The organism is Micromonospora sp. NPDC023737 (assembly GCF_040639715.1).
Taxonomy (GTDB): Bacteria; Actinomycetota; Actinomycetes; order Mycobacteriales; family Micromonosporaceae; genus Micromonospora.
In genome coordinates this window covers 14,418-26,214 of the sequence record NZ_JBFAAL010000004.1, presented here as the reverse complement: position 1 = coordinate 26,214, position 11,797 = coordinate 14,418, and the positions used below count along the sequence as shown (strand labels likewise).

The 11,797-nt window shown below is 72.1% G+C and carries 9 protein-coding genes; 7 read left to right on the top strand and 2 right to left on the bottom strand.

All coding sequences use genetic code 11. The annotated features are described in order from the left end of the window. Positions 1-38 precede the first annotated feature (38 nt). Positions 39-2,411: a discoidin domain-containing protein gene (locus tag AB0F98_RS11570; protein WP_357732575.1), complete on the bottom strand. Its 2,373-nt coding sequence runs from the start codon at positions 2,409-2,411 to the stop codon at positions 39-41. Between the two features lie 194 nt (positions 2,412-2,605). Here AB0F98_RS11570 and AB0F98_RS11565 point away from each other — a divergent pair, with 194 nt between their 5' ends. Continuing rightward, a complete protein-coding gene (locus AB0F98_RS11565) occupies positions 2,606-3,787 on the top strand; it encodes a low temperature requirement protein A (RefSeq protein WP_357732572.1) in 1,182 nt (393 codons plus the stop codon). Positions 3,788-3,831: 44 nt separating this feature from the next. Here the strand turns inward: AB0F98_RS11565 and AB0F98_RS11560 are convergent, their stop codons facing one another. Next, the gene (locus AB0F98_RS11560) at positions 3,832-5,010 is read right to left on the bottom strand and encodes a low temperature requirement protein A (protein WP_357732569.1); all 1,179 of its coding nucleotides are present in this window, start codon (positions 5,008-5,010) and stop codon (positions 3,832-3,834) included. Positions 5,011-5,271: 261 nt separating this feature from the next. On the opposite strand from AB0F98_RS11560, the gene AB0F98_RS11555 reads away from it, so the two are divergent. The 6 genes from AB0F98_RS11555 to AB0F98_RS11530 all read left to right on the top strand — a co-directional run bounded on the left by AB0F98_RS11555 (position 5,272) and on the right by AB0F98_RS11530 (position 11,394). After that, entirely contained in the window at positions 5,272-6,114 is an 843-nt protein-coding gene (locus AB0F98_RS11555) for an alpha/beta hydrolase (RefSeq protein ID WP_357733545.1), read from the top strand. A 317-nt stretch (positions 6,115-6,431) separates the two neighbouring features. Then, positions 6,432-7,217, top strand: a complete 786-nt coding sequence (locus AB0F98_RS11550) for an ABC transporter ATP-binding protein (protein WP_357732565.1) — start codon at positions 6,432-6,434, stop codon at positions 7,215-7,217. Between the two features lie 76 nt (positions 7,218-7,293). Beyond that, positions 7,294-8,019, top strand: coding sequence for an ABC transporter ATP-binding protein (locus tag AB0F98_RS11545; RefSeq protein ID WP_357732562.1), 726 nt, complete (start codon positions 7,294-7,296; stop codon positions 8,017-8,019). Between the two features lie 18 nt (positions 8,020-8,037). After that, complete coding sequence (locus tag AB0F98_RS11540) at positions 8,038-8,916, top strand: branched-chain amino acid ABC transporter permease (RefSeq protein ID WP_357732559.1); 879 nt, start codon at positions 8,038-8,040, stop codon at positions 8,914-8,916. Positions 8,917-9,023: 107 nt separating this feature from the next. Further along, the gene (locus AB0F98_RS11535; RefSeq protein ID WP_357733542.1) at positions 9,024-10,028 is read left to right on the top strand and encodes a branched-chain amino acid ABC transporter permease; all 1,005 of its coding nucleotides are present in this window, start codon (positions 9,024-9,026) and stop codon (positions 10,026-10,028) included. Positions 10,029-10,107: 79 nt separating this feature from the next. Further along, on the top strand, positions 10,108-11,394 hold the full coding sequence (locus tag AB0F98_RS11530) for an ABC transporter substrate-binding protein (RefSeq protein WP_357733538.1): 1,287 nt from the start codon (positions 10,108-10,110) through the stop codon (positions 11,392-11,394). Positions 11,395-11,797 lie beyond the last annotated feature (403 nt).

Below are 11,797 nucleotides of genomic sequence, written 5' to 3'. Positions count from 1 at the left end.
GGGTGGCGATCCTTCGGCCCGGGCGGCCGGGCGAGCGGTCAGGCGGCGTAGACCTCGAGCTGGGAGAGCTGCCCGGCGGGCCAGCCGGTGTTGCCGGTGAGGTGGATACGCACGTACCGGGTCGCGGTGACGGGGAAGCTCAACGTCACCCGGTTGCCGGTGGCCGGGTCGAAGAGCCGGCCGCCGGAGGCGACGATGTCGCTCCAGTTGTCGCCGTCGGTGCTGCCCTGCACCGAGAGGGTCTGGGTCCGGGCCGACCAGGTCGCCGCCGGAGGCAGCCGGAGCACGATCCGGCCGACAGCGGTGGCCGCCCCGAGGTCGACCCGCACCCACTGGGGGAAGACGTTGTTGGCACTCTCCCAGTAGCTGTCCGGATCGCCGTCGACCACGTTGGCGCTCCCGTACGACTGGGTCTGGCTGCTCTGCGCGGTCGGTCGACCCCGGGCCAGGTCGGTCTGCGCCACCGGATCGGTGGTCACCGTGACCGCGTTCGACGGCGGTGACGAGGTGCCGGCCGGGTCCAGCGCGACGACCGTGAAGGTGTACGCGGTGGCGGGGCTCAGCCCGGTGACGGTGGCCGAGGTGCCGGTGACCGACGCGACCGTCGTCGTGCCCTGCCGGACCTGGTAGCCGGCCACCCCGTCGGCGTCGGTGGCGGCGGACCAGGCCAGTGAGACGCTGGTCGCGGTCCGGCCGGTCACCGTGAGGTCGCCGGGCGCGGTGGGCGGAGTGGGTGTGCCGCCGGCCGCGTACGCCTCGACCTGGGAGAGCTGCGCCGCGGGCCAGGCGGTGTTTCCGGTGACCGTGACCCGGACGTGCCGGGCGGGGGTGGCCGGGAGCGCGACGGTGGCGGTGTTGCCGCTGGCCGGGTCGAACCGGAGCCCGGTCGTGGCCAGGAGCGTGCTGAAGGACGACCCGTCGGTGCTGCCCTGCACCGAGATCGTCTGGGTCCGCGCCTCCCACCCCGCGGGTAGGGCGAGCACGAGCCGGTTCACCGGGTGGCCGGCGCCCAGGTCGACCTGCCACCACTGGGGGAAGGCGCTGTTCGCGCTCTCCCAGTAGCTGCCCCGGTCGCCGTCGACGGCGTTGCCGGCGACGTACGGCCCGTGCTGGCTGCTCGCCGAGGTCGGCCGCCCGGCGGCCAGGTTGCCGCCCGGCGGCTGACCGCCTCCCGGGACCGGCGGGGTCGGGCGTACCGGGGTGAGCGGGAGCTGGCCCTTGAACATCCGCCCGCCGTCGGCGGTGATCCGCAGGTAGTAGTCGGCCGAGCAGAAGGTGCCGTCCTCGTCGAGCGCGCGGATGCCCACCCCGGCGGGCGTGCTCGCCTGCGTCTCGGCGGTCTTGGCGATCTGGTTGCCCTCGTTGAACTCGTCGAACATCGAGACGTAGAGGCCCTGCGCGCCGAGGCGGGTGAGGTTGTAGAGGTGCCGCCAGTAGAAGTCGCCGTGCCGCCGGTGCCCGGCCGAGAGGTCACCCGGCATGACGCAGGGCTGGTAGTCGATGCCGTGCGCGGCGCAGTCGGCCAGATCGGGCACGTTGACGTTGGTGTGGAACCAGTCCAGGCCGTCGAGGGTGCCGGTGCGGCCCACCATCCACGGCGAGATCATGTCGAAGGCGCGGTAAACCTCGCCGAAGCCCGGACGGGAGTCGTTGACGCCCTGCCGCCAGTAGGTGGGAACCCCGCCGATGACGTAGCAGCCCTGCGCCTTGAACCACTGGACGACGTCCAGACAGGGCTCGGGCGGGAACGGCCTGCCGTCGTCGTCGAAGCCGAACCCCCACACGCACACCACCGGCCGGCCGTTCTGGTGCGCGTACGCCGGTGAGGCCGTGTGCGCCGACATCTTCGCCGTCCAGTCCTGCTTGATCTGCGACTGCATCGACGTCCAGCCGGTGACGTCGTACATGATGTAGAACTTGCGGCCGAACCGCTCGGCGGCGCCGCGGACCTTGACCGCCATGGCGTCGCGGGTCGGCCCCTCGTCGCCGAACGGGTTGAACCGCTGCAGAGCGGCGGTGTCGCAGCCGTGCTCCTGCATCCAGCGGAAGTGGGTGTCGACGGTCTGCTGGTCGTACGACGAGAAGAGCCGGGCCGGCTGGCCGTCGCCGAGGTTGGGGTACGCGGTGGGGTAGCCGTGGACGTAGTCCCGCATGTCCGGCCAGGACACGATCGTGGTGTTGGTCGGTGACGGGGGCTGGAAGCGGTCCCGGCTCCAGTGCCACCAGCCGCCGATCGGGGCGCCGTCACCCGGGCAGCTGAACCATCCCTGGTAGCCGACGGTGATCTTGCCGACCACGTCGCCGGGTGGGCCGGCCGCGGCGGCCGGGGCGGGTGCGGCCAGGTCGGGTAGGGCGGCGAGTGCGGATCCCGCCGCCGCGGAGCCGAACAGGGTGCGACGGGTGAGCGCCATGGGTATGGCTCCTTCGCCGGTCAGGGGAATTGACGGTCATCATGCCAGCCGGCGTCATCGCATCGCAATAGTTCGACTTCTAGATGAAAGATCACGGCTGCCAGGCTGTAAGAAGCAGATGATCGGGGTGAGCAGCCTTCCCCGTCCCGTACTGTCGGAAGCAGGGTCGGTGCGGTGGGGCCGGGTGACACGCGATGACGACGGTGGCGGAGAGCGACGCCGGGGCGGCCGGCGAATCCGGCCGCCCGCTCTTCGTGGAACTCTTCCTCGACCTGGTCTACGTCTTCGCGCTGGTCTCCCTCACCAAGATGCTGACCGGCAACCTGAGCTGGACGGGCCTGGCCCGGGGGCTGGTGCTCCTGCTCGCGTTCGCCTTGATCTGGGCGTTGACCACGTGGGCCGGTGGCTCGTCGGCGGTGGCCCGCCCGTCGGTGCAGGCGCACATCATCGCTACGGCCGCGGCCGGCCTGGTGATGGCTGCCGCCGCACCCCACGCGTTCGGCGACCGAGGCCTGCTCTTCGCCGGCACCTACGTCTTCATCCACTTCGGCTCGATCATCTATTTCCTGCTGGTGGCCCCGAGTCCGGCCATGCCGCGACGGACCGCCCGGATCGCCTTCTGGGAGGCCATCGCGGCCATCGGTTGGATCTCGGGGGCGTTCTCCGAGGGCCCGGTCCGGCTTGGGCTCTGGGCGGCGGCGGCAGCCGTCGAGTACACCACCGCCGCGCTCGGTTGGCCGGTGCCCGGCCTCGGCCGGTCGAGGTCGATGGAATGGCAGTTGGGCGGCGAGCGGGTGCCCGAGCGGTACCGGCAGTTCGTCGTCGTCGCGTTCGGCGTGTCGATCCTCACGACCGGTACGACGTTCAGCCAGAACGAGTACACGCTGGACCGCGGCTACGCCCTGGCGGTGGTGTTCACCATCGTGGTGCTGATGTGGCGGATCTACATCTACCGGGCGGGTGAGCTGCTGACCGAGGCGATCGCCCGGTCGCCGGACCCGGCGCTGCTCACCCGCGCCGCCGCGGTCTGCCACCTGGTGATGGTGGCCGGCATCGGTGGCGTGGCGGTGACCAGCGACCTCGTCGTGGTACGGCCGTTCGGCGACACGCCACCGTCGTGGGCCGCCGTGGTCCTCGGCGGTCCGGCGTTGTTCCTGATCGGCCGCGGGCTGCTCGACTACACCGTGTTCGGGCGGATCTCCCGATCCCGGGTGCTCGGGCTGGTGCTGCTGGCCGGCGCGGCGCCGGCCTCCTCGGTGCTGCCGCCGGTCCTCGTCGCCCTGCTCGCCGTGATCGTCCTCGCCCTGATCGCCGTGGCGAACCTGGTGGCCACCCGGCTGCACCCGCGCGTGCCCGCCCCGCCGGCCTTCGGCTGACCATCCGTCTCCCCGGATCGCCGGCCTCGTCAACGTCCGGCGGCTCAGCCGTGGGGAACTCCGACCAGCCGGGAGCGGGGAGCCACCGACTCGCCGATCAGGATGACCAGCATGACCAGGTTCGCCACCGCGAGGACGCCCAGCGGCGGGAGCAGGGCCGCCGCTGGCGCGAGCGCGCCGAGCGCCACCACGCCCAGGGCCCGCGACCAGAGCACCCGGCCGGTCATCACCACGTCGAAGAGGCAGCTGCCGAGCAGGAAGAGCGCCGGCCCGCCGAGAGTGACGGCCGTCCAGGCGGCCGGCGCGGGTCCGAGCGGCACGTCGATCACCAGCGAGAGGGCCGACGAGGTCAGCAGTACGCCGGCCACCATCACCAGATGCGCGTACGAGGTGGCGGTTCCGGGACGTACCCGCTCCACCGTCGTGAGGCCGGGCGGAGCGAGGAGCTGCTGCACCCGGTGGTAGTAGAGCCCAAGGAGCAGGATCCCGCTGATGAACGCGACGGCGCAGGCCGTGTATCCGGGAGGCCCGAGGTCGCTCGCGCTCAGCCCGACCCCGACGGTGAGGATCAGCTCGCCGAGCGCGATGAGGAAGATCTGCCGATGCCGCTCCGACAGGTGCGTCCCGGTGAAGATCTGACTGGCCAGCTCGGTGCGCCCCAGCCTCGGCGTCGGCCAGCCGATTCGGGCCGAGCCGAGGTCGATCACCACCGCGATCCCCCAGAGAACCAGCCGCGGCAACCCCGCCACGAACGCCCCGGCCGCCCAGGGTGCGGCGGTGACGATGAACCAGAAGAACACCCGGACGCTGCGGGCCTGGATCGAGCGGTTCACCCGGGTGCCGGGGATGAGCACCGCGTCGCGGACCACATGGATGCCGAAGTACGCCGCGACGAAGAGCCAGCCGTACTCGCCGAACGCCTGCGGCACCGCGATCGCCATCACCAGGGTCCCGAACATGACCAGCAGCACGGTCGCCTGGATGAGCGGCAGCCGCGGGTTGAACAGGTCGGTGAGCCACGCCGTCAGCACCCAGACCCACCAGGCCGCCATCAGCAGGACGGCGGCCTGGGCGACGCCCCGCACGGTGAGGTCATCGGCGAGCCCGGCGGCGATCCGGGAGAGCATGAAGATGTAGGTGACGTCGAAGAAGAGCTCCAGGAACGTCGGATACCCGGGCTCGCCGCGTCGGCGCAGGATGCGGGGAAGCGGACTGGACGTCACCGCGTCTGCCTCCTCTGACGCGCGCCGTGTACGCCGCGACCGGTAAGGGCCACCGACACCGTATCCACCTCCCTCGGCCGGCGGACCCGCGGCGGCGGGCGGTCACCCACGCGGGACCGGTGATTTCGCCGATGCGGCGACGCAGGGGCGCGCTCAAGACTTATGCACGTCGATATATCCCCCACCGCTAGGGAGCCCGACGTGCCCGTACCCACCACCACCCGTCCCCGTTCCGTCCTGTCCCGCGTCGCCCGGGCCGCGATGGCCGCCGCTCTGGTCGCGAGCGGTGCCCTGGCCACGTCCTCCGGCCCGGCCCAGGCCGCCGACAATCCGTACGAGCGAGGTCCGGCCCCGACCGTGGCCCTGCTCGAGGCCGCCCGTGGCCCCTTCAGCACCGCGTCGCAGAGCGTCTCCTCGCTGAGCGTCACCGGTTTCGGTGGCGGTGTCATCTACTACCCGACCGACACCAGTCAGGGCACGTTCGGCGCGATCGCCATCTCGCCCGGTTTCACCGCCGCCTGGTCCAGCATCAGCTGGCTCGGCCCGCGGATCGCCTCGCACGGTTTCGTGGTGATCGGCATCGAGACCAACACCCGGCTCGACCAGCCAGAAAGCCGGGGCCAGCAGTTGCTCGCCGCGCTCGACTACCTCGTCGAGCGGAGTTCGGTGCGTAGCCGGATCGACGGCACCCGGCTTGCCGTCGCCGGTCACTCGATGGGCGGCGGCGGCAGCCTGGAGGCGGCCGCGGCGCGGCCGTCGCTACAGGCCGCCGTGCCTCTCGCCCCGTGGAACCTCGACAAGACCTGGAACACGCTCCAGGTGCCCACGCTGATCGTCGGTGGTGAGTACGACAGCGTCGCCCCGGTCGCCAGCCACTCGATCCCGTTCTACAACAGCATCCCGGCGTCCGCGGAGAAGGCGTACCTGGAGCTCAACGGCGAGAGTCACTTCTTCCCGCAGACGGTGAACACGCCGACCGCCCGGCAGGCGGTGGCCTGGCTGAAGCGGTTCGTCGACAACGACACCCGCTACGAGCAGTTCCTCTGCCCCGGCCCGAGCGGGCTGGCGATCGAGGAGTACCGCAACACCTGCCCCAGCGCCTGACAACCAGGGCGGGGCGGCCGTCGAAACGGCCGCCCCGCCCGCTCCGGCGATCCGCCGCCACGTCGCGTCGATCATGAAGTTGTTGCCCTCGGCAGCGGCGTGTCACGGCAACAACTTCATGATCAGCGGGGCGATCGGGGAGAGCCGGCGTCGATGCGCGGGTGTCTGGTCGGAAGGCCCGCCGTGTCCGTCCGTCCGGCGGCTGGCGCGCCGGCCGGATGGGCGATTGGATCGAAACATCGAAAGTATTGACGCGCTAACCGAGAAAAGTACACTGCGAGTGTAAATAACGCCTGCCACGACCCGGGGGATGGGTGATGGAGGAGGGGCTCGCACTGCACCACATCGGGGTGCGCTTCGGCGGCCTCACCGCCCTCGACGACGTCTCGCTGCGGGTGCCGCCCGGCCGGGTGGTGGGGGTCATCGGCCCCAACGGCGCCGGCAAGACCACGCTGTTCAACGTGATCTGCGGCTTCGTCACGCCGGAGTCGGGATCGATCGCGTTGGACGGCCGACCGCTACGGCCGCGTCCGCACCGGCTGACCCGGCTCGGTGTCGCCCGGACGTTGCAGGGCACCGGGCTCTTCGCCGGGTTGACCGTCCTGGAGAACGTGATGACCGGGGCCTCGCACACCGCCCGGGCCGGCTTCCTCCCGGCGCTGCTCGGGCTGCCGCGCAGCGACCGCGACGAGGCCCGGCTGCGCCGGGACGCACTCGACGTTCTCGACCGGCTGGGCATCGCGACACACGCCGACGCCGCGCCGGGCACGCTGCCCTTCGCCGTACGCCAGCGGGTCGCCCTGGCCCGGGCGCTCGCCGCCCGGCCCCGGCTGCTCCTGCTCGACGAGCCCGCCGGTGGCCTCGGCGCGGAGGACATCGCCGAACTGGCGGAGCTGATCCGGCAGTTGCCGCACCGCGACCCGGATCCGTGCGCGGTGCTGCTGGTGGAGCACCACATGGACCTGGTGATGTCGGTCTGCGACGAGCTGGTGGTGCTCGACTTCGGTCGGGTGATCGCCGCCGGCACCCCCGACGAGGTCCGCGACGATCCCGCGGTCACCGACGCCTACCTCGGCGCCACCGTCGACGAGGCCACGGCATGAGCGAACGTGGTGAGCGAATCGTTTGGTGCTGGGTGGTCGTGTCTCATGGCGTCGCCGACCGGAGGGAGGCGGCGGCATGAGTGAACGTGGCGACCTGCTGGTGGTGCGTGAACTCGTGGCGGGCTACGGCGCCGCACCGGTGCTGCACGCCGTCGATCTCACCGTCCCCGCCGGCACCATCACGGCGGTGGTCGGTGCCAACGGCGCCGGCAAGACCACCCTGCTCCGCACGATCTCCGGCGTGCTGCGCCCGCAGGCCGGCCGGATCGAGCTCGCCGGAGAGGACCTGCGGGGCGTCCCGGTCGAGCGGCTGGTGCACCGTGGCATGGCGCACGTGCCGGAGGGGCGCGGCGTGATCGGCGAGCTCAGCGTCGACGAGAACCTGCGCCTCGGTGGGCTGTGGCGGCGCGACCGGGCCGATGCCGCCCGTGCGCTCGATGAGGTCTACCAGCTCTTCGAGCCGCTGGCCCGGCGCCGGCGCCACCTCGGCCACCAGCTGTCCGGGGGCGAGCGGCAGATGCTCGCGCTCGGCCGGGCGCTGGTCGGCCGGCCCCGCCTGCTGCTGCTCGACGAGCCGTCACTCGGCCTCGCGCCGCGGGTGGTCGCCCGCACCATGGCCCTGCTGCGGCAGTTGCGCGACGGTACCGGGCTCACCGTGTTGCTGGTCGAGCAGAACGTCCGCAGTGCGCTCTCCGTGGCCGACCAGGGCGTGGTGATGTCGCTGGGGCGGGTGGTCACCACCGCGCCGGCCGCCGCCCTGCGCGACGACGTCGACCTCCGTCACGCCTACCTCGGTTTCTGACCACCGGGAGGGACAACTTTGGACCGCTTCGTCTTCCTCACCCTGGACGGCCTGTCCCGGGGAGCGGTCTACGCGGCGTTCGCGCTCGCGCTGGTGCTGATCTGGCGGGCCGCACGGGTCGTCAACTTCGCCCAGGGCGCGATGGCTGTCGCCGCCGCGTACGTCGCGTACAGCGTCGCCTCGACCACCGGCTCGTACTGGCTGGGCTTCGTGGTCGCGCTCGCGGCCGGGCTGCTGCTCGGCGCGATCGTCGACCGGGCCGTGATGCGGTACGTCGACCACGCCTCGCCACTGAACCCGGTGATCGTCGCGCTGGGGCTGGTGCTGTTGATCCAGGCTGTCCTCGGGATGATCTACGGCAGCGAGTTCCGGCCCGCCGAGGCGCCCTTCTCCCGGGGTGCTTTCACCGTGGGCGGGCTGGCCGTGCTCTCCCCGTACGACCTGTTCGTCTTCGGCGCGGTCGCGGTGGTGGTCTGCGCACTCGCCTGGATCTTCGCCCGGACGGCGGTCGGCCTGCGGATGCGGGCCGCGGCGTTCGCTCCCGAGGTGTCCCGCCTGCTCGGGGTGAACGTGGGCGGAATGCTCACCCTCGGCTGGGCGCTCGCGTCCGGGGTTGGCGCGCTGGCGGCCATGCTGGTCATCCCGACCGAGCTCGGCCTGCATCCGCACGCGATGGACCTGGTATTCGTCTCGGCGTTCACCGCGGCGGTGGTCGGTGGGCTGGACAGTCCACCAGGGGCGGTGGTGGGTGGCCTCATCGTCGGCCTGCTGCTCTCCTACGTGAGTGGCTACGCCGGTAGTGACCTCACCCCGCTGGCGGTGCTGGTGCTGCTGCTGGCGGTGCTGCTGGTCCGTCCCGGCGGTCTGTTCGCCCCGGTCGCGGCGAGGCGGGTGTGAGCGCCACGTCGGCGGGGACGCCGCCGCGGGAGCGTACGACCGGTGCGGCCGGCGGGCCGGGTGACCAGCGCCAGCGGGGCAGCACCCTGCTGCGTCACCTCGCCGTCGTGGCGGTGGCCGGGCTGCTGCTGGTCGGGGTGAGCTACGCCGTCGAGCCGTTCCGCAACTTCCAGCTCGCCACCGTGGCGGCGTACCTCTGCGCCACCGCCGGTCTCACCGTGCTCACCGGGCTCAACGGCCAGCTCTCGCTCGGGCACGGCGCACTGATGGCCACCGGGGCCTACACCGTCGCGTTGTGCCAGAACGCGTTCTACGACCGGGGCGTCACCGGTGCTGCTCTGCTGGTCGTCTCCCTGGCCGCGGCGGTCGTCGCCACGGTCGCGGTCGGCGCCGTGGTCGGGGTGGCCGCGGCCCGGCTGCGCGGCCCGTACCTGGCCGGCGTCACCCTCGCGGTCGCGGTCGTGGTGCCGGCCCTCACCGTCACGTTCGACGGCGTCTTCAACGGCGAGCAGGGTCTGTCGGTGCCGGTCGAGCCGCCGCCGCTGGCGCTCGGCGTGTACTTCCCGTACGAGCGGTGGCAGCTCTGGATCGCCGGTGCGGCCACCCTGCTCGCGCTGCTGCTGCTGGCGAACCTGGTGCGCAGCCGGTACGGCCGTACGTTCCGGGCGGTGCGGGACGACGAGGTTGCCGCCCGCCTCGCCGGGATCCACGTCGCCCGCACCCAGGTGCTCGCGTTCGTGGTCAGCGCCGCGACCGCCGGGCTCGGCGGTGCGCTGCTCGCGGTGCTGGCGCAGAGCGTGTCCCCGGGGGCCTTCGGGCTGACCCTGTCGCTCTTCCTGCTCATGGCCGTGGTGATCGGTGGCCTGGGGCGGCTCGCCGGCGCGGTGTGGGGTGCGGTGCTGCTCGTCGCCCTGCCCGACCTCAGCCACTCGGTGACCGAGCAGCTCACGCTCTCGGCCGCGGCGGCCCAGCGGCTGGAGGGCAACCTCCCGCTGGCGATCTTCGGTATCACCCTGGTCGTGGTCATGCTCGCCGCGCCGGGCGGCGTGCAGGGACTGCTGTCCCGGTTCGGCCGTGCGCTGCTCGCCCGCTGGCGGGCCGGCCGGTCCTGAGCCACCGGTCCGGCCTTCCCCTGGGCCGGGCGCCCCACCCCACCACGAAACCCCCACCGAGGAAAGGTCGGTGTTCCCCATGCACCGTACGGCGCGACGCGGTCTCGCGATCGCCAGCACCATCGCTCTGCTCATCGCCACGGCCGCCTGCGGCGGCGACGGCGGTTCCGGGTCCAGCCGCGGGAACGTACCCGGTGTCACCGACACCGAGATCCTGGTCGGTACCCACATGCCGCTCACCGGCCCGGCCGCTGCCGGGTACTCGAAGATCGCTCCGGCGACGAAGGCGTACTTCGACTACGTCAACGCCAACGGCGGCGTGCACGGTCGCAAGATCAATTACAAGATCATGGATGACGGGTACAACCCGGCGAACACTCAGCAAGTGGTGCGCCAGCTGGTCCTCCAGGACAAGGTCTTCGCGATCCTCAACGGGCTCGGAACGCCGACGCACACCGGCGTGCTCGACTTCCTCAAGACCAACCGGGTGCCCGACCTCTTCGTCGCCTCCGGCAGCCGTAGCTGGGACCAGCCGGACAAGTATCCCGGCACGTTCGGCTTCAACCCGGACTACACGGTGGAGGGCAAGATCCTCGCCCAGCACGTGAAGACCACCATGCCAGGACGCAAGGTCTGCTTCCTCGGCCAGGACGACGACTTCGGCCGGGACAGCCTCGCCGGGGTGGAGAAGATCCTCGGCGCCGACGCGGTGGCCGTCAAGCAGACGTACGTCACCAGCAACACGAACGTGGCACCGCAGATCGGCGCGTTCAAGGCCGCCGGTTGCCAGGTGGTCGTCCTCGCCACCGTGCCCGGCTTCACGGCGTTGTCCATCGGCACCGCGGCCCGCCTCGGCTTCAAGCCGCAGTGGGTGGTCTCCAACGTCGGCGGGGACCACCCGACCCTGGCCAAGCAGCTCGGCGAGGCCGCACCGCTGCTCGAGGGGATGATCGGCGGCAACTACCTGCCGATGCAGAACGACGCCGCCAACCCGTGGATCCAGCTCTTCACCCGGATCAACAAGGAGCACAACGGGAACGCGGAGTTCGACGGCAACGTCGTCTACGGCATGTCCGTCGGCTACCTCTTCGTGCAGGCGCTGCTCGCCGCCGGCAAGGACCTGACCCGGGAGAGCCTGCTCGAGGCGGTGGGCAAGGGCGGCTTCCAGGGTCCGGGCCTGGTCCCGCTGCGCTTCTCCGCCGACGACCACTCCGGCTATGGCGGGGAGCGGCTGACCCGGGTCAGCGGGGGAGTGCAGAGCTACTTCGGCCCGGCGTACGAGACCGACGAGGCGGACGGGCCGGTCAACGAGTACACCGCGACGCCCGTCCAGCCGCCGGCGAACGGGGTGCCGACCGGCTCCTGACCCCGCAACGACGGCCGACGAGCCCGGCCACGGCACGACCCTCCGCCGTGGCCGGGCTCGACCCTGCCCTGACAGGGGGCGCGACCTCGGCCTTCGCCGCCCGCCGCTTCCCGCCGCCGCCCGCCGGCCGCCTGCCCTGGCGCCGGTCGAGTCGTTGACCAGGGCGTGGCAGTGCTCCTAGTATCTGCACTGTGACTGCATATTCTGGTCGGCTCTGCGGGCGGGCGGCGCTCGCTGCCGCGACGTCGGGCCAGCCGGTGGCGGGCGAGCCCGCCGCGCGCCGGGGCGCCCGGCGTCGCGGCGCGCCGCCGCGGTGGCCGGTATTTGCCCCGCGCCACGTCGCACCGCTGTCGCGGCCCGTGGCGGCGGCGCCGACCACCGCCTGTCTAGACTCGCCGTCGAA